Source organism: Enhygromyxa salina, from assembly GCF_002994635.1.
Lineage (GTDB): Bacteria > Myxococcota_A > Polyangia > Nannocystales > Nannocystaceae > Plesiocystis > Plesiocystis salina_B.
The window spans coordinates 57,246-75,285 of record NZ_PVNL01000044.1 but is presented as its reverse complement, the minus strand read 5'-3'; the positions used below and the strand labels follow the sequence as shown (position 1 = coordinate 75,285).

The following is an 18,040-nucleotide window of genomic DNA, read 5'->3' as shown; positions in this document are numbered from 1 at the left end:
ACACGGGATCGCTCGCGCGCCGTTCGCGTTTGTGCCGCAATCGCTCGATGTCGGTCTCACCGTGCCGTAGCATCGTGCCAGCGTCCTGGCTGTTACGCTCGCATGATGCCCCTCGACGGGATTCGCGTGACGGAGACGCTCAGCGAGTCATCGCGCAGCGTCGTCGCGCGCGGCGTTGACGGAGAGGGTCGTCTGGTCGTGATCAAGCGACCGCACTCGGCCTTGCCGCTCGCCGAGTGTCGTCCGCGCTTTCTCAACGAGCGGATGATCTATGAGCAGATCGAGTCGTCGCGAGCGCTGCGTCTGCGCGAGTTCATCGACCACGGCGACGAGCTCGCGCTGGTGTTCGACGATCCAGGATGTCAGTCGCTCCCGGTCCACACCCGCGAGCGCGCGCTCGGTGTGCTCGACAGCCTCAGGATCACGCTCGGCATCCTCGAGGCGCTCGTGGGGCTGCACCGTGCCCACGTCGTTCACCGCGACGTCAAGCCGGACAACGTGCTGGTCGACGCCTCGCGCTCGCGGGTCTTGCTGATCGACTTTGGCATCGCGTCGGTCGTCGAGCGGGCCACCGGCATCGCGCGGACGCGCGGGCGGCTCGAGGGCACCCTCGAATTCATCGCGCCCGAGCTCACGGGCCGGGTCAACCGCGACGTCGACTATCGCAGCGACTACTACTGCCTCGGCGCGACCATGTATTGGATGCTCTCGGGCGAGTCGCCGTTCGGGCGGCTGGGCGTGTCCGAGCTGGTCCACGCCCACATCGCCCGAGCGCCCGAGCGCCTCGACGCGCGCAACCCCGCGATCCCTCGGCCGGTCGCCGACATCGTCGCCAAGCTGCTGGCCAAGTCACCGGACGAGCGCTACCAGGGCGCGTTCGGTCTGCGCCGCGACCTCGAGCGCTGCATCGAGGCGCTCGAGCGCGATGAGCCGGTCCCAGACTTCGCGCTGGCCGTGCTCGATCCCTCGGAGCGGCTGACGCTGACTCGGCGCGCCTACGGGCGCTCGCGCGAGCGCGAGGCGCTGGAGTCCGCGCGTGACCGGGCCCGCAGCTCACCGCAGCTGGTCGTGCTGTCGGGCCCTGCCGGGTGCGGCAAGACGACGCTGGTCGAGGAGTTTCGCGGCGGCGTCGAGCAGCGGGGCGAGGGCATCCAGTTCATGCAGCACAAGCTCGAGGCCGTTCGCGGCGAGCCGATGGCTGCGGTCAAAAACACGCTGTCGAGGCTGCTGCGTCGGTTCGAGCGGGGCCCCGCTCAGCTGCGCGACGAGGTTCATCGGCGGCTCCACGAGGCGCTGCACGAGACCGGCGCGGCGCTGGCCGAGGTGCTGCCCGAGGTCGGGCTGATCTTGGGTCCGCTACCCGAGCTGCCGCAGGTCGAGCCCGGGGCCGCGCGCGCGCGATTCTGGGCCAGCGTCGGGCGCTACGCCGACGCCCTGCTGCTGCCCGACCACGAGTACATCCTGTTCATCGATGATCTGCAGTGGGCCGACGAAGCCAGCCGCCATCTCGTCCAGCACCTGCTCGCGGGCGAGCACGGCGTGCTGGTCATCGCAACGCTGCCCCACGACGACACCAACCTCGATGAGATCCACGCGTGGCTGCGCGGCCTCCCGGGCGCGCACCAGACCCTCGAGCTCGGCCCGCTCGACGACGCGGCGCTGCTCGAGTGGGCGCAGGCGCTGCTCGGTGACGCCGCAGCCGCGTCGGCGTTCGCCCAGCTGCTGAGCGAGCGGACCCGGGGGATCCCGCTGTTCGTCGAGCAGTCTGTGGTCGCGCTGCACGACGCGGGCGCGATCTCGATCGATCACGACACCGGCCGCTGGACGGTCGACCTGAACCTCGCGCGGGCCCAGCAGGCCTCCGGCGACGTCGTCGAGTTCCTCGTCGGGCGCCTGCAGGAGCTGTCCGCGGGCGCCTTGAAACTGCTGGGTCTCGCCGCCCACGTCGGCGGGCACTTCGATCGTCCCACGCTCGCCGCGCTCGCGGGCGTCGACGAGGCCAAGCTCGCGGCGTCGCTCTACGAGGCCAGCGCCGCCGGGTTCTTGCTCGAGGACTACCAGGCCGACGCGCCGACCTTCACCTTCGCGCACGAGCGCATCCGTCACGCGGCGGCCCAGAGCCTGAGCGAAGACCCGGCCCAGCTCCACCTCGCGCTGGCCCGACGAATGCTCGAGTCGGACCACGCCGCGCAGGATCCCGAGCTCATGCACGTGCTCGTCAGCCACGTCGCGCACGCGTCCGAGCTGATCCAAGATCCCGACGAGCGAGCCCAGTTCGCCGCGCTGTGTGTACGCGCAGCCGGGCGCGCGCGGACGGCCGCGGCGTTCGTCACGGCCGCGCTCCACTACCAGACCGCCACCCGCCTGCTCAATGACGACGTCAGCCACGAGCTGCTGTTCGAGTCGCTGCTCGCCCTCGCGGAGTGCCAGTTCATGGCCGGCGACGCCGAGCGCGGCACCCAGACCTACCGCGAGCTCAGCGGCCTCGTGCGCACGCGGCTCGAGCGAACTCGCGTGCTGCTCAGCCGCGAGCTGCTGCTGATGGTCGGCGAGGACATCGAGTCGTGCCTGCAGATCTTGGTCGAGGCCGCGGCGCTGTTCGATCTGGATCTACGCCGCGGCGGCTCGTCCGGGTGGAGCGGCGCGCTGCTTCAGCGGGTGCTCGCCAACCTCGCGCAGCGCAGCTTCGAGTCGATCCTCGAGCCCTCCCCCATTCGCGAGCCGGACCTCCAGGTCCTGCTCGCGCTGCTGCTCGCCGCGACCAAGCCAGCCTACGTGTCCGGCGATCTCAACTTGATGACGGCGCTGACCCTGACGATCGTCGAGCTCTCGCTCGAGCACGGGTGCAGCGACGCCTCGGCCACGGCCTTCATGCAGCTCGCGCTGCTCTGCGCGTCGGCGCTCGGGGACTTCGAGGGTGCCCGGCGCTACTCCGCGATCTCGTTCGCGCTGTTCGAGCGGTTGCCCGCCAGCGTGCTGCGGAGCTTCGCCGCGATGATCTACACGGTCACCGTGCAGCCCTGGATCGCGCCGGTGGGGCCCGATAACTCGTCGCTGCGCGAGCAGTTTCAAAAGCTGCGCAACGCCGGGCTGCTGACCGACGCCGGCTACACGGTCAACACGCTCTCGTCGCTCGAGCTGCTGCTCGGGGCCCCGCTCGAGACCACGCTCGCCGACGCGCGGCTCGGCACCGCCTTCGTCAGCCAGATCGGCGCCAGGTCGCTCGCGGCCGTCACCTCCGCGACGGCCGAGGCCTGCAGTGTGCTGCTGGATCAGGAGCCTGGTGCTGGGCTGCGGGCTCGCGGTGACAACGACAGCTCGGCGGTGCTTCACCCCACCGACGTCTATCAGTCGAGTGTGCACGCCGCGTTCGTGGCCTGGATCCTGCGCGACGACGAGGCCCTCGCGCGGGCGATCGCCGCCGGTCGACCCGCCCGCATCGCCGGCACCGGGCTGTTCTCGACCGGCCTGTTCGACGTGCTCGAGGCGATGCTCGCGTGTGCCGACTACGCCAACCTCGACGACGACGGCCGCGCCGAGCTCACGGCCGAGCTCGACGCTCGCTTCGCTCAGCTCGAGCGCTGGGAGGCGAGCTGTCCGGCCAACGCGACGCCGCTGCGCCTGCTCCTCGCGGGCGCGTGGGCGCAGGCGCGTGGCGAGCTCGTCGACGCGTTCGAGCAGTTCGACGCCGCGGCCAACGCCGCGGCCGACGCGGGCTGGGTCAGCATCGAGGCCCGCGTGAACGAGCACGCGGCCGACGCCCTCGTCGCCCGCAACCAGCCCAAGCTCGCCGTCGGCTACTTCGAGCACGCCCGACGTTGCTACGCCCGCTGGGGCGCCCGGGCGGCCGTGCGTCGGCTCGGCGATGGCCCGCTCGCTGGCAGCGAGTTCCCCCGAACCAAGTCCGCGTCGGCCCACACCTCATCGAGCGACACCCAGCTGACCCTCGATATCAGCGCGCTGGTCAAGATGGTCGAGACGGTGTCCAACGTGACCAGCGTCGAGGACGTCGTGATCGCGCTGCTCGACGGCACCGTGCAGAACGCGGGGGCCGATCGCGGTGTGCTGCTGCTCGACGGCGACGACGGCCTGCACGTCGCCGGGGTGTTCGAGTGCGACAGCACGGGCGCGCGACATGTCGACGCGGTCCCGCTCGCGCAGGCCGGCGACCAGGTCCCGGTCTCGCTGATCGAAGAGGCCGCCAGCGGCACCGAGCCGATCGTCGTGGATGACGGGCCGCTCGACGAGCGGTTCGCCAACGATCCCTTCGTCGTGGCAGCCCGCCCCCGCTCGCTGCTGGCGCTGCCGATCGTCAAGCAAGATCAACGGATCGGCGTGCTCTACCTCGAGAACAGCATGCTCAGCGCCGTGTTCTCGGGGCTCGACCTCCAGATCCTGATGACGCTCGCTCGCCAGGCGGCGATCGCCCTCGACAACGCGCGCCTGTTCGACGCCCTGCGCCAGCGAGAGGCCCAGTGGCGCTCGCTCGTCGAAAATGCCCCCGACTTCATCGCAATCGTCGACCGTAATCACCGGTTCGAGTTCATCAATCGCGTCGACTATGGCTTCGACGTCAACCACATCGTCGGCATGACGGCCGAGCAACTTCTCGATCCGGTCCACGCAAGCCTCACGCGCGCGGCGATCGACAGGGTCCTTGCGAACGGGACCCACGAGTTCTTCGAGGCGCAAATCACCACCCCCGGGGGCATCCGTCACCTGTCGACCAGGCTCGGACCGATCAAGCGGGGCGACGTCATTGAGCGCGTCACCCTGATCACCGCCGACCGAACCCATCAGCACCAGCTCGAGGACCAGCTCCGTCAAGCCCAGAAGATGCAGGCGATCGGGACCCTCGCCGGCGGTGTTGCCCACGACTTCAACAACTTGCTGACCGTCGTGCTGGGCGCCTGCGAGCTCGCGATCTTGCAGGTCGACAATCCGAGCGAGGTCGGGATCTCGCTGGCGGATATCCGCGACGCGGCCGAGCGAGCCTCGGACCTGACCCGACAGCTGCTCGCGTTCAGTCGCCGGCAGGTGCTCAAGCCCAAGCGGGTCGACGTCAACGCCCTCGTCACCGACATCGCCAAGCTCTTGCGTCGCTTGATCGGCGAGAACATCGAGCTGCAGTCCGAGCTGACCTCGGAGGGCTGCGGGGTCCATGTCGATCCCAGCCAGCTCGAGCAGGTCCTGATGAACCTGGTCGTCAACGCCCGCGACGCGATGCCCGACGGTGGCGTGCTGACGGTTCGGACCCGACGCGCGCAGATCGGCGCCGAGGATCCCCCTGCCACGCCCGCCGTCGAGCCCGGCGCCTACGTCATCTTGGAGGTCGAAGACACCGGGCTCGGCATCCCCGCGGATCAGCTCGAGCGCATCTTCGAGCCGTTCTTCACCACCAAGCCCGCGGGCCTCGGGACCGGCCTCGGGCTCTCGACCGTGCTCGGGATCGTCGAGCAGAGCGGCGGGAGCCTGTTCGTCGACAGCGAGCCCGGTCGCGGCACCCGGTTTTGCATCTTTCTGCCGTTTGGCGACACCAAGCCCGATCGGGCCCCGCTCGCGCCAATTCCGATCAGCGAGGTCGACAGCCGCACGGTCATCCTCATCGTCGAGGACGAGGCCGCCGTCCGCGGCCTGACCGCGCGCATGCTCCAGGGGCTCGGCTACCAGGTTCTGGTTGCGAGCAACGGGGACGAGGCCGTCTTCGTGGCTGGCCAGGCTGACGCCATTGATCTGCTGCTCGTCGACGTGGTCATGCCCGGCCTCAATGGCCGTGAGCTCGCCGATCGCATCATCCACGCATGGCCCGATATCAAGGTGCTCTACATGTCGGGCTATACCGACGATGCGATCATGCGACTGGGCGTGCTCGATGGCTCACGGGCGTTCTTGCAAAAGCCCTTCTCACGCCAGTCGCTCGCCCACGCGATCGATGGGGTGCTGCGCGAGGACTGACCCGATACCGGCGATAGCCGCAACGCGGCGAAGGTGCTGGATGCCGTGACCGGTCCGACTCGAGCTTCAACATCTTCAACGTCGCCGGCGTCCCCCGGCACTGAGGGATCGGCATTCACTGCGTCCGCGTCAGCTGGTCGGCTGGGAGGCCACGCGCTACGAAATCCGCATGGGCACGCCCACGATCATCACCATCGCGCTTGCGTTCGCGCTCGCGCTCGCGCTCGCTCAGCCCCTGCCGACCGGCGCAGCGAGCTGCTCGAGCTCGCCATCAGCGACGCACGATCTCGCCAGCGCTCCCGAGGAGTACGAACCGCCGCCCAAACCTCCCCAAAAAGAAGACGCCTACTTTTGCTGCGACTCGCTCAATCCCCAGGGCAAGGGCTCCGGCGAGGGCTGCGAGCAAATCCTGCACACGGTCGTGGCCGGATGCGCCAAGGTGCTCCACTGCACCGACCGCTACACAAACGACGAAGGGAAGGTGACGTGCACCGGCTGATCCCCCGGAGACGCCCACGACGGCTCACGCTCAGCGGGGACCCGTCAGCGGGGGCCCGTCAGCGGGGGCCTGTCAGCGGGGGCCAGGTGGAATCGCGGGCCCGCACTCGATCCGCACCAAGTCCTGCCCGGCCCGCGGGGCCTGCTGCTCGTCGATCTGGCGGCGGGTCTCGGGCGAGTCGCCGCGCCCAGCCGCGACCCAGTCGGTGCCAAAGCTCTGCAGCGCCGTCCCGGCGTCGTCACGGATCGGGATGGCTCCGGCCGCGTAGTGCAGGAACAGGGCTGTCTCCGCGCGAACCCCCGGCGGGGCATAGTCACTGTAATTGTCGAGCTGGCGGCAGTAGTGCTGCGGGACCGCGGGCGCGAAGTACAGATCCAGCTCGAGCGTGCCCACCCGCGCGCCGGTGAAGCGCAGCGGCTGGCCGTACGCCCGGTACCCAAAATCGTAGTAGTACGCGTAGGAGTAGCCCGCTCGCGGGTTGATGTAGACGCTCAACACGCTGACTCGAAAGTCGTTGGGATCGACCGCACCGAGCGGCCCGATCGCCTCGCTAAAGTGCAGGCGCAGCTGCGACGCCGACAGCTGCTCGGCGCGGACGATCCGCGGGGGCCCTGGATCGTCGCCGGTCTTGCGCGGCTTGACCTTGGTCGACTCCGGCTCGCCTGGCTCCGCGACCTCGGCCGTCTTCGACGGCGGCGGGATCACGATCGTCGCCGGAACCCGAGGGACGCACGCGATCGCCAGGACCGAGCCCCCCAGCGCACCCCAGCTGTGTTTGTGGCTGTCCACCTGCCTCCACCCTATCGGGAAAAGCCTATCGGGAAAAGCCGAGCTCCGCCAAGGCCACCTGCGCGCGCTCGACCCCGCCGCCGAACAGCGAGCCACGAAACACCTCGATCCGTCCGACGCCGGGCGGCCGCAGGAACAGCGCGGGCGCCGATGAGCCGACCAACATGCCCCGTCCCGCGCGGACCTGCGCGAGCGGAGCGATCAGCTCGCCGTGTTCGTCGAGCAGCGCGCCGGTTGCTCGGTCGGCCATCACGATCGGCCGCATGTCCGCGCGCCGCTGCCCGACCCGACGCTGCCGGAGCGCGAGCGCGGCCCGGCAGATCCCACCCGCGAGCGCGGCCACGCCACCGAGCGCCAGGACTCCCCACCATGACACGCCAAGCCCCGCGCCGCTCAGGTTGCCGAGGGCCATGACCGCCGCGTTGATCAAGGTGATCGCAGCCACGCCGCCGCTGACCGCCGCCGCGATCCCGGGGCCGCGGGTGCGTCGATCGAAGAACCACACCCGCCCCTCGACCTCGACGATCTCGAAGCCAGCATTCGCCGCGATAATCCGTGCGCCGCGGTCGTCGGGATCCATTCGAGCCATTGTCGCAGCGTCGCGGGTTGCCGCCAAGCGTGACGACCCAGTCTGTGCGACGGGACACGGGAACGGCGCAGGCTCGCGCGGGCGGCCGGGCAAAAACTCTGTCATCGCCCGAGCGGTGGTTGGCAACGGTTTGAGTAGGGCCGCGCAGCAGTCGCGCTGAACGCCCGAAAGACCGACACATGACCAAACAATCGCTACTTCAGCTCACCCTGACCGCCCTGGCGCTGCCTCTGTGCGCGATCGGCTGTGACGCCGAGCCCGTCGACGCCGACGCTGACACTGAATTCGAGACCCCCCGCGCGGGTGGGATCTGGCAGCCCAAGCCGATCAAGCCGCAGTGGTGCGAAAACCCCGAATTCGAGCCCTCACGCCCGCCCGATCCCGGTGGCTGTGACATCGAGCTTCGCCTGATCGAGACCCAGTTCGTGACCGGTCAGGGCATCTCCGAAGGCCGCGGCGAGCTGTCGACCGACGTCACCTCGACCAGCAACGGCGGCTCCGTTGGGTCGGCCAGCGTCAGCGAGCGGACCTACACGGTCGGCGAGCGCAAGAACCACGAGCTGATGATCGACACCTATCACCTGGCAATTGGCGCGGTCGAGCAGGTTCAGGTCTGCGCTGACTTCACCGAGCACGACGGCGGCGGCGGCAACGGCCAGGACGACGTCGGCACCGCCTGCACGCAGATCAACCTCGAGTGCGACCCCGGCAACGGCGTGCCAACGCAGACGGTGACGCTCGGCCCGGTCGCCCTGTGCGGTCCCAACCAGTGCAACGGCAGCGCCGCGGCCAAGGTCGAGATCATGCGCGAGGACGCCGACGGCGACAACGTCCCCAACGCCGACGACTTCACGCCCGAGCCCTGCGACGAGCACGACAAGGCGTCCGAGGGTGTCGCCCTGCTGCTCTACTTCCACTACGACGACGACGCGTTCACCACCCTCGCGCAGTCGATGGGCACCAACCTGTCCAAGCACTACGGCGCCTACGACTATGTCGCGCTGGTCATGGACAACGCCACCTCCAACGCCAACGGGACCAGCAACAAGGCGTTCAGCCACGCCGATGTGGTGTTCGAGCCGACCCGCGACGGTCTGATGGACGCCATGCAGCACCTCACCGCCAAGGGCTATCGGTTCGACACCTTCGTCCACGCCCACGGCTACAAGCGCGGCAGCGTGCCGAGCGACTCGAAGTTCGAGGTCCTCAGCGGCGGGATGATCAGCGGAGACTGGCTGGTCGACGCGACCCACCCCGACAATATCGGCACCGCCCGCGGCGGGATTCCGATCATCGCGTGGTGGGCCACGACTTGCTACGCCGCCCGCATGATCGACGCTTGGGAGACGATCGGCGCGATCGTGGCATCCGCCGCGATCGACGTTCAGTTCTACCCCAACGCGTGGCTCAACTTCTGGGACGGCTGGGTCGCTGGTGATCAATACCGGCCGGCCGTCGACGACAGCGTGACGCCGTCGGTCGTCACCGCGTCAGACAGCATGATCGTGGCCCAGGGCGAGGTTGGCCCGTACTGGTGCGTCGCGCCCACGGCGATCGGTCAAAACCCGTGCGCCGAGGACTTCTTCAACGACGACGTCGGCGCGAACGAGGCGATGTACAACCTCGACGGTATCTACGACCACGGCATGTCTGGCAAGGACAACATGGCCGCGGCCTCGGTCCGCGACTTCATTGGGATTCAGACCGTGACCTTCGGCGCCGCGTTTGGCTGGCCGTAGGTCGAGGGCCGCGACGTCGGGCGACGCACCGGGGCTTTCCGACCGCGACGGCACCAACCTGCCCGGGACCTCAAACCCGCGGTGGGTCGGTGCCGCTCGTGCTTGATGATCCAAGTCGGTGTAGAGTCCCGTGGACATGTCACGACGAAAGGGAAGCTGCCTGTGTGGTGCGCTCAGCTATGACATCGACGGCGACGTCGACGGCGTGTGGATGTGTCATTGCTCGAACTGCCGCAAGGCCAGCGGCGGGAACGGCAATGCCATCGTCATTGTCAAGCGGGAGAACTTTCACTGGCTGACCGGCGAAGACCACCGCGTGACCTATGAGCTGCGCCCGACCTACACGATCACGCGCTGCAAGACGTGCGGTACACCGCTGCCGGCCGAGGAAGACGAGACGAATGTCTACCTGACGGCTGGTACCCTCGATGATCCGATCGGGGTGGGTGTGAAGGCGCGGATCTTCTGTGGGTCCCGAGCCGACTGGGACTTTGACATGGAGGGGTCCCGCCACTTCGATGAGCGATCCTCTTGAGGAGTACCAGGCACGCCGTCCGATCTTCGACCCGATAGCGGCGTGCACGCACGCACGACCCGACCTGAAGGCTAGCTTCGGGACCGTGCAGGTTCGCGCACCGGCGATCCATCCAGCCTCGCGGATCGAGGCCGCCTGACCTACGCAAAGCCCCGAAACCCGGTCCCAGACGACCCCGGAGCGCCGACCGGAGACAAGGCCGAGGCTGCCGCCCGCGCCAAGGCCCGCGCCGCCGGCAAGCCCTGGACCGACGCCGACGCGGCGAAGGTGGTGGAGACGGCGCGCGCGAAGGCGGAGGCGAAGTATGTCGAGCCGGAGGCAATCTGCCACGTTCGAACCACGACTACGTGCCATCCGCATGAGTCGAGCCCGCAACTTTTCTCGTCGTTTTATGCGAGGCGGCGTCTATTGTGCGGTTGCTCGACGACGTGCTGCGACACGCGCGCTCGCGCGGAATGGCCTTCGGGCTGGCACCTCTCGCCCAAGGAATGTCGAGCGGGTTGCTTGGCGAGCACCTCGAGATCGGTCGCCGCGAGCGTCGTTCTGCGCTCGAGTGACACGATCTGCGAACCGGGCTTGCCGCCGGCGAGGCCTCTCCGCAGGCCCGAAGACGTTGCGTGTTGCCGCGGTCCAGAATTGCCGCAGCTTTTGTCCATGTTGGTCCACGCGATACTGCCACTGGTGTTCGCTTCAGCTCCAACGTACCAACCGCCGCCGCGAGCCGTGGTCAACGAGTACACCACCTCGGACGGACACCGCACACGGTGGACGTCGGTGACGTACACACTGCCAAACGGCGAAACGGCAGAGGTCGTCATTGTCGCCGACGACACGAACCGTGGCGATGGCTACCTGTACGTCGATGGAGAGGCGATCGCTCACACGAGTTGGGACGCCGCGACTGGCGTGTCCAACTGGGCATCATCAGATCCAGCGGCTAGCGAGTTGGCGCAGGCAGCCCTGGTTGCACTTGGAGGCGAGGCGGGAGCCGAGCTCTTGGACGCGTTCGCGGGCGACTCACAAACGTTCAAGTGCAGCGCGTGGGGCAAGAAGGTGTTGCGGGCAGGGAAGTACATCTGGGCCGGCGTCGTGGCGAGCACAACGGTGGCGTGTTGCGCAGCGTTCCCCGCATGTGGTTTGTGCGCAGGGGCGGGGGCAGCGGCAGCAGGGATCGGAACGGACGCGCTGGAGGACTATTGCGATTGAACGACGACCCGAACGACGAACGTCTGGTCTCGCGATTGAACGACCACCCGAACGACGAACGTCTGGTCTCGCCAGGTCCGGTCGGTCCCACGCTGTTCCCGTTGCAAAAGCGAGAGTGGGACAGGGTGAAGACGATCGTCCTGGTTTGGAATTTGGCGGTCTTCGTGTTCGTTCTCTGGCTCGATCTGCGCCCACTGATCGCGGGGTTGGTCGCGGCGGGGCTCATGTTGCTGCTGAATGTGGCCATCGAAGCCATCCTGCGGCGGTGGGCGAGTCGGCAAAATCTCTGAGCAGTCCGCTCGACAACCGCGCCGAGTTTCGACGCTTCGACGAGCGAAAAAATGGCGCCGAGATCGACGCGAGCGACGCCGCCATCTCCCAGCCACCTGCCGCCGCCCATCGGGAGTCGTGGAGACGGGCGAGGTAGCCAGGCGCACCACTTCTTTCTGGCGCCCACCCGGTCATCCCGGTGGCGCTCCCCGCGTTCGTTGCCGGGCTGGGCTGCTGCGAGGCTGCGTCTGTCGAACCATATGCCCAGCGGGCCTCGCTACTGGACCGCGAGACCGCGACGGAGGCCGCAGGGGCTTCGTCGGTGCGACGCTTCTGCTGCCCGCCATCCGCGGGCGGAAAGAAGCATCATGTTCACCAAAATACAGGTACTCACGTTCTTCGCGACGCTCACTCCTACCAGTGGGGGGGCGCCCGATCTCTGCGACGTCGTCTACACCGATACGGGGCGGCCGATCCTCTGTGAACCTCACCGCGATGGTGCACCGATCTACGACGACACGGTGTGCTGTGAGGGGCGCAGCTGCGTCGGCGCTCGGGATGGTCGGTGCTCTGCGGGCGAGCCCTTCTACTGCGAACTCGGGGAGCAGTGGGCCACCGGCGCGGTGACTTGCTACTTCGAGGTTCCCGACTTCTGCGAGGCGTTCCCGTGCAAGCCAGGGTTCCAGTCCCAGCCGCAGGCGAATTACATGTGCTGCCATGGGGGGGTCTGCTGGAACACCTACGGTGCATCAAACGACTGCGAACTTCAGGACATCTACTGGTGCGACGACGGTGTCACCAACGAGGATGGTACCGTAACCTGCTTCGACTAAAAGGAGCAGCGCAGCGGGGACAGCCCTCCGGTCCCCGCTGCCTATTTACTTCCCAGTTCCTCGAGCGCGTGATCCAATCGCGCTACCTCGTCAAGCAGGCCGCGTTCGATGGCCCTGGCTCGGCCTGCACGAAGCACTTTTGTTGCGCGGCGGTGTTCCCCTGCATCGGCGTAGTTTTTGCCCAGCCAGTGCGCGTCGGTGGTGTACCGGCGCCATTGCTGGGTATCCCTGTCGAGCTTCAAAATCGTTCGCTCAGCAAACTCCGCGTTGTCGAACTGCCTGAGCTCGACCAGCGCCCTGAACTTCTGCAACAAGATCCCGCGCGTCCGCCAGCTCCCGTGCCCAAACTCCTCCTGATGCACCCGCAGCGCCAGATCGAGGTACTCCAACGCCTCATCAGCCCGGTTCACCGCCAGCAACCCGCGCGCGTAGCTCTCGTGCGCCGCGCTCAGCAGCTCCCGCGTTCCGCCATGCTCCTGCAGCTCCGCTTCACGCAGCTCCACCGCGCGGAGCAACAGCCCGACTCCACGCACACGCACTCGCTCGGGCCCGGCCACCAACGCCAGCCCGTGCACCTGCAGCAGCTCCGCCATGCGATCCGGCCGATACTCGGCAAACACCGCTTCGGCGCCGTTCGCATGGGCCTCCACGCCGCCGATGTCCCCTCGCGCCCCCGCGACCGCGGCCAGCTTCATCTGCACCTCCGCCCCAAACACCCCCAGCCCGAGCGCCCACGCTTGTCGGTACGCCCGCTCGAAGTCCTCGACCGCGCCGTCGAGTTCGCCTGCGAGTCGGCGGATCTCCCCCCGCCAAAAGGTCGCCCGCGCGATGCCGTATTCGGATCGCAGCTCGAGCGAGAGATCCATGTAGTCCTGCTGACGAGCGCGCGCGACCTCGAGATCCCCCATCCCGACCAGCGCCTGGACCTCGACATCGATGTTGCGCAGCTCGAGCAGCCCACCGTAACCCCACTCGGCATCCTCTGGGTGATCGATGCAATGATCCGGAGCGGGCAGCGCTGCGATCACCGTCGCGTAGCTCAACCCCTCGCGCAGGTGCGGCGTTCGAAACGCCTGCACCGTCGCCTGAAACCGGTCGCGCACGCTCGCGCTGCATGGTGTGGCCTTCGGGCTCGCGCCGCTGCGCTTGGCCGCGTTGCACTCTGCGGCGCGAACGTTCACCCACCGACCGGCCCAGCGCTCGAGCCCGTCGCCGGCCTGACGGCTGCCGAACGCACCACGGAGCTCGGCTTGGATCTCGTCGTCCCAGATCTGCTCGAGCTCGCCGCTGATGTCGTCGCACGCGTCGGCGTGAGCTGGCCGCGACACGGCCAAGAACCCGAACACCAGCGACGCCGCCATCCCCAGCCCAGCTGCCGCCGCCGCCCATCGCCAGCGTCGCTGCGCCGGCTGCTGCACATTCTCCAGCGCGTCTAGCAACGCCGCCATGTCCGGCCAGCGCTGCTCGGCGTTGGGCGCCAGCCCCCGCTCGAGGATCTTGACGAGCGCGCGCGGCAGTCGGTCCGCGCGGGTCGACTTCGTCACTCGCCCAGCCCCGCGCGCAGCCACGCTGGCAAATGGCGAGTGGCCGTAGAACATCTCGTAGACGATCATGCAGTAGGCGTAGAGGTCGTCGCGGACGTCCTGAAACCCGCGAGCGATCACCTCGGGCGGCATGTAGTCCCTGGTGCCGACGCGATCAGCCATGGACGCAGTGTCGCTGAGCAGGCACGAGAGGCCGAGATCGATGATGAAGGGCCACCGCTTGCCGTCAAACACAATGTTGTTGGGCTTGAGGTCACGATGCAGGATCCCGGCGTCATGGATCGCCGCGAGCCCTCGACCGATCTGGACAGCGATCGCCAGCACATCCTGCCATCGCTCCGTGAACCGCCGGTTCTCCAGCGTGCCGCCCTCGAGGTAGGGCATCACCAGCGCGACGACGCCGTCTTGGAACAAGCCAACGTCGATCAGGGGGATCACGTTGGGGTGCACGACCAGCGCGAGTAGCCGAGCCTCGCGCAGCGCCGTGTACTTCAGTATCGGCGCCTTCGCGGCTTTGAGCTGCGCCCGCACGGGCTCGGTGAGCCCGGCCTCGTCGAGCAGCTCGGGGTCGACCGTGTCGACCGCCGACACGTCAAACGAGATCTTGCATGCGACGCGACGATTGAGCTGCCGATCCCACGCCTGCATGATGCTCGCGTGGGTCCCCGAGCCAACGTCTTCGAGCATGAGAAACCGCTGAGGCGGGAAAGTCTGCAGCTCATCCAGCGGTTCGGTGGAGAGGTCACCCATGCACGGGCGATGGTATCAGACCTGCAAAACTGTCGACTCGAATGATGTCGGCCATGCCGAGCTCTCCGTGCGCGGAATGAGATCAGCCTGGTCCTCGCCCACGCCAACGGACGTGGCTCGACACCGCGCTCGTGGTGGCCGAGCAAGCACCCTCTTGAGGTCATCCCAGGTGACGGTGCTGACGACGAGCCGCCGGCTGATCAGCTATCCGCGACCATGCCCTGCGCGAGGCGCATGAAGAGCTGGAGCGCCCGGGGCCCCACGGCCGCGACTCGTGTCGTGAAACTCGAGCGCTCGAGGCCATACCCGAGGGGGACCGATCCGCTGTTGTTGCTGACCGGTCGATCCCCCGGCACGACCTTCGTCGCGCGCTCGTCGCGATAGTCGGCCGTGCCGATCTCGACGAGCAAGTCGCGTTTTGTGAGGGGCGCATCGGTGGCCACGTCCGCGTCGAATCGCAGTCTGTACACGAGCGCCGCGGGGTCGAGCTCCTCCGCATCGTCATCACAGCTCAGGCACGTCACCTCGAGATCATGCACCGCCACGCCCTCTCCCAGTGACACGATCGTTCCGGGGCCTGGCACGAAGATGCCCTCAATCGTCGCGGTGAGATCCTGGTGGGTATCGCCGGCTCGCAGCGTTGGCAAGTCCGCGCGCACGAGGCCGGTTGGGCCGTCTTGCACCGCGAACGAAGCGTGAGCGACGAGCGTCGCGGCGTCGCTCAGGATCTGGGGCCCCGGTCCCGCGCCGAAGATCGCGTCGCCGGGGATCGTGTGGCTGACGCCAGCGACGATCTCGTAGTCGACCTTGACGGCGTGGGGCCCCTCGATCATCGGGGTATAGACCGCCGCGTACACCCCGTCATCGGCGAGCCCGTCCCCGTGATCGCCGTCATCGAACATGGGAATCCACCAGCTGTGCCCCGCCGCCGACAGCCGGGACGCGACCTGTATGCCGCCGACTGCGGCGCCGGCCTTGATGACGTTGGTGGAGATTGTGACGTCGTCGCCGAGTTCCCACACGGGTCGATCAACCCAGGCGGCAGGCGAATAGCCCGACTCGACGACCGAGGCCACCCAGCCGACGTCCAGCTTCGCTCGGGTAGTCGAGGACAGCTGGCTCGTGTCGAGTCGCATGGTCCACAGGCCCGGCTCCGGTGAGTCGACCTCCATTCGACGATAGAGCGCTTCGTGCTCGCTCGAATCTCCAATTGGATGACTATATAAAATGCTGGTTGGTGACTCGAGCTCAAAACCCAGGCTGTTGAAGGCGTGATCGGTGCCTTCGCCGGTGACCACGAGCGGACTGCCGAGCCACGCCACGTCGAGCGCCCGAGCCCCCGCGGGCACCACGAAGGTTCGAGCTTCGGTGGTCGTGGTGGCCACGAGCGGCGCGCGCTCGTGCAGCGCGATGACGTCGCCGGCCACCACGGCCTTCGCTACGGCCTCGTAGACCTTGGCCGCGTGGGGCAGCGAACCGCCTGCGGCCTGCTCGTCGCCCGCGTAGTAGTGCCAGCCGCTGCAGCTCTCGGCTAGCCAGCTCGCCAGACCGATCCGAGGTGAGGCCCCCGTCGTGATCACGTTGACGCGCATGCCCGCCTCCGCGCAGATCTGCGCCGCGATCTCGGGCTTGTTCACAATCCAGGTCTCGACGCCGCGGCAGCCAGCCGGGCCGTTTGGATCGTGCTTGGGATCGACCCGGGTGAACTTGGCGTCGGTGAGCAGCACCACCTCGCGGTCGCCGGCCGGGGCCTTGGCGTGCGTGAACGCAGCTTTGGCGCCCTCGAGCACGGCGCACAGGTTCGTGTGGTGCTTGGCGTTGACATAGGTGTCGATCTCGGCGCGATAGACCGCGACATCGTCGGGAGCGAGATCAACCGGGGTGCCCAGGGCGAGGTCTTGGTTTGGCACCCATGCCCCGTTGATCTCGGTCGCCGACTTTACCGCCCACAGATCGTCACCCCACGCATAGAGGCCCGCGCTGGTCTGCTTGCCGACCGCGACCTGATTGAAGTACTCGCCCCCGTCGACCGCGTAGGTCCAGCCTGGGTTTCCATTGGCGTCCTGACCCATGGAGCCCGAGGCGTCGATCATGACCATCGACCAGTCCGCGAGGTTCTCGGTGTCGGTGTAGTCGGGGACGTTCCAGGTGCAGAAGTCGGGATTGTCCTCGTTGGGCGGGAGGCCGATGTCGTCGTCGTATTGGCCATTGAACTGGAGGCTGCCCCACTCGAGCTTGGCTTGGTCCCAACAGTTGAAGTCTTCGGCGCTGGACCAGGGAATGGGGTAGTGGTTGAGGACCGTGCCGAGCACGCCCCAGTGCTGGGAGAGGCTGGCGCCGGTCTTGGGGTCGAGGTGGATGTGGGTGCTGGCGTCGCACCAACGTCGCTTGGCGCCGTCGGCCATGATGCAGGTGGACTCGCCGACGCAGACGGGGCGCTCCCAGACGGCACCTAATCGCTCAGTACAGCGCCCATCGCCGCGCTTGAACGCGGTCTCGCAATGTTCGTCTATCAGGCAGTCATTCCCCCAGTTCGGCCAGAACTCTGGGCCGCCAAATGGATAGCTGTGCGCTCCTGTCGGATCATAAAGAATACAAACAGGGCGTGGACCGCTCCCTCCCTTCGCCGCGCACTGATCGGCAGAAACGATTCCAAGATTCGAGATTAGTTCTGGAGACGGACTGCCCGTTACGATGAGCCAGCCGTCATACGTGCCGGCTTGTGTGATGTCAGCGCCTTCGTTTACGCACGCATTATGACGGATACACCTCGCGCCGCTCGAGCAGCTCGAACTCGGAAAGCCCGTGCATGTCTCACTCGAGGTCGCGTAGCGTGAGTCCGCGCAAAGGCCGAGATCGCTGGATGTGGCATACTCATCGGGGAGACCGTAGAAGTAGTGTCCCCACTCGTGGGCGAGGGTTTTGCCGATCGTTTCGGTCCCCACTGGTTTAGGCAAGTGGAAGTTCATCCTGATCGCGTGGGGGCTCGCGTGCGACTTTCCCTGACCATGGCTCAAGAAGACGTCGCTCTCGCTGGCGCCGTAGCCGAACGTGACAGAATCGAAGTAGTGCTGTCCGTTTGTGACTTGCCAGAGAATCCGAGACCCCTCACGGAAGAAATCGCAGTAATTGTCAGCGTCGTCGCTCGTCACCTCCAACGCGCCAAGATCCTCCGGCGGGAAGTTGGCGTGCACAGCGATCGACCATGTCCCATCCCCGTGATCAATGAGATTCTTTTTCTCTGCGAAAGCTATGCCGGGCAGTGAGCCCATGGCGATGGATGCCACGAATGCCACAAGACCAGTTGCCGACCAACGCGAGGAGAGGCGAA

Annotated in this window: 11 protein-coding genes; 7 read left to right on the top strand and 4 right to left on the bottom strand. The window is 67.4% G+C overall.

Annotated features, from left to right (window positions below):
• Nucleotides 1–105 precede the first annotated feature (105 nt).
• Nucleotides 106–5,955, top strand: coding sequence for a protein kinase domain-containing protein (locus ENSA7_RS10675; protein WP_181233610.1), 5,850 nt, complete (start codon nucleotides 106–108; stop codon nucleotides 5,953–5,955).
• Between the two features lie 169 nt (nucleotides 5,956–6,124).
• The gene (locus ENSA7_RS10670; protein ID WP_106089126.1) at nucleotides 6,125–6,454 is read left to right on the top strand and encodes a hypothetical protein; all 330 of its coding nucleotides are present in this window, start codon (nucleotides 6,125–6,127) and stop codon (nucleotides 6,452–6,454) included.
• A 72-nt stretch (nucleotides 6,455–6,526) separates the two neighbouring features.
• On the opposite strand, the gene ENSA7_RS10665 is transcribed toward ENSA7_RS10670, so the two are convergent.
• Together ENSA7_RS10665 and ENSA7_RS10660 are read right to left on the bottom strand one after the other, a co-directional pair.
• Entirely contained in the window at nucleotides 6,527–7,243 is a 717-nt protein-coding gene (locus tag ENSA7_RS10665) for a hypothetical protein (RefSeq protein WP_106089125.1), read from the bottom strand.
• Between the two features lie 25 nt (nucleotides 7,244–7,268).
• On the bottom strand, nucleotides 7,269–7,823 hold the full coding sequence (locus ENSA7_RS10660) for a hypothetical protein (RefSeq protein ID WP_106089124.1): 555 nt from the start codon (nucleotides 7,821–7,823) through the stop codon (nucleotides 7,269–7,271).
• A gap of 188 nt (nucleotides 7,824–8,011) precedes the next feature.
• Between ENSA7_RS10660 and ENSA7_RS10655 the strand changes: the two genes are divergently transcribed.
• The 5 genes from ENSA7_RS10655 (at nucleotide 8,012) to ENSA7_RS10630 (ending at nucleotide 12,415) form a co-directional block, all read left to right on the top strand.
• Nucleotides 8,012–9,571 carry a hypothetical protein gene (locus ENSA7_RS10655; RefSeq protein WP_106089123.1) on the top strand — a complete coding sequence of 520 codons (1,560 nt, stop codon included), beginning with the start codon at nucleotides 8,012–8,014 and terminating at the stop codon, nucleotides 9,569–9,571.
• A 136-nt stretch (nucleotides 9,572–9,707) separates the two neighbouring features.
• Nucleotides 9,708–10,106, top strand: coding sequence for a GFA family protein (locus ENSA7_RS10650; protein WP_146157559.1), 399 nt, complete (start codon nucleotides 9,708–9,710; stop codon nucleotides 10,104–10,106).
• Nucleotides 10,107–10,880: 774 nt separating this feature from the next.
• The gene (locus ENSA7_RS10640) at nucleotides 10,881–11,312 is read left to right on the top strand and encodes a hypothetical protein (protein WP_146157558.1); all 432 of its coding nucleotides are present in this window, start codon (nucleotides 10,881–10,883) and stop codon (nucleotides 11,310–11,312) included.
• Nucleotides 11,309–11,602: a hypothetical protein gene (locus ENSA7_RS10635; protein WP_106089119.1), complete on the top strand. Its 294-nt coding sequence runs from the start codon at nucleotides 11,309–11,311 to the stop codon at nucleotides 11,600–11,602. Before ENSA7_RS10640 ends, ENSA7_RS10635 begins: the two co-directional genes overlap by 4 nt.
• Before the next feature lie 348 nt (nucleotides 11,603–11,950).
• A complete protein-coding gene (locus ENSA7_RS10630) occupies nucleotides 11,951–12,415 on the top strand; it encodes a hypothetical protein (protein ID WP_106089118.1) in 465 nt (154 codons plus the stop codon).
• 41 nt (nucleotides 12,416–12,456) lie between these two features.
• Here ENSA7_RS10630 and ENSA7_RS10625 read toward each other — a convergent pair whose 3' ends face one another.
• The gene (locus tag ENSA7_RS10625) at nucleotides 12,457–14,709 is read right to left on the bottom strand and encodes a serine/threonine-protein kinase (protein ID WP_106089117.1); all 2,253 of its coding nucleotides are present in this window, start codon (nucleotides 14,707–14,709) and stop codon (nucleotides 12,457–12,459) included.
• Between the two features lie 200 nt (nucleotides 14,710–14,909).
• Entirely contained in the window at nucleotides 14,910–17,114 is a 2,205-nt protein-coding gene (locus ENSA7_RS10620; protein WP_106089116.1) for a choice-of-anchor X domain-containing protein, read from the bottom strand.
• Nucleotides 17,115–18,040 lie beyond the last annotated feature (926 nt).

Bases quoted from the DNA above. Each gene is read 5' to 3' on its own strand.
- ENSA7_RS10675 (WP_181233610.1), top strand. From the start codon at position 106: ATGCCCCTCGACGGGATTCGCGTGACGGAGACGCTCAGCGAGTCATCG.
- ENSA7_RS10670 (WP_106089126.1), top strand. From the start codon at position 6,125: ATGGGCACGCCCACGATCATCACCATCGCGCTTGCGTTCGCGCTCGCG.
- ENSA7_RS10660 (WP_106089124.1), bottom strand. From the start codon at position 7,823: ATGGATCCCGACGACCGCGGCGCACGGATTATCGCGGCGAATGCTGGC.
- ENSA7_RS10655 (WP_106089123.1), top strand. From the start codon at position 8,012: ATGACCAAACAATCGCTACTTCAGCTCACCCTGACCGCCCTGGCGCTG.
- ENSA7_RS10650 (WP_146157559.1), top strand. From the start codon at position 9,708: ATGTCACGACGAAAGGGAAGCTGCCTGTGTGGTGCGCTCAGCTATGAC.
- ENSA7_RS10630 (WP_106089118.1), top strand. From the start codon at position 11,951: ATGTTCACCAAAATACAGGTACTCACGTTCTTCGCGACGCTCACTCCT.
- ENSA7_RS10625 (WP_106089117.1), bottom strand. From the start codon at position 14,709: ATGGGTGACCTCTCCACCGAACCGCTGGATGAGCTGCAGACTTTCCCG.
- ENSA7_RS10620 (WP_106089116.1), bottom strand. From the start codon at position 17,114: ATGGCCGACGGCGCCAAGCGACGTTGGTGCGACGCCAGCACCCACATC.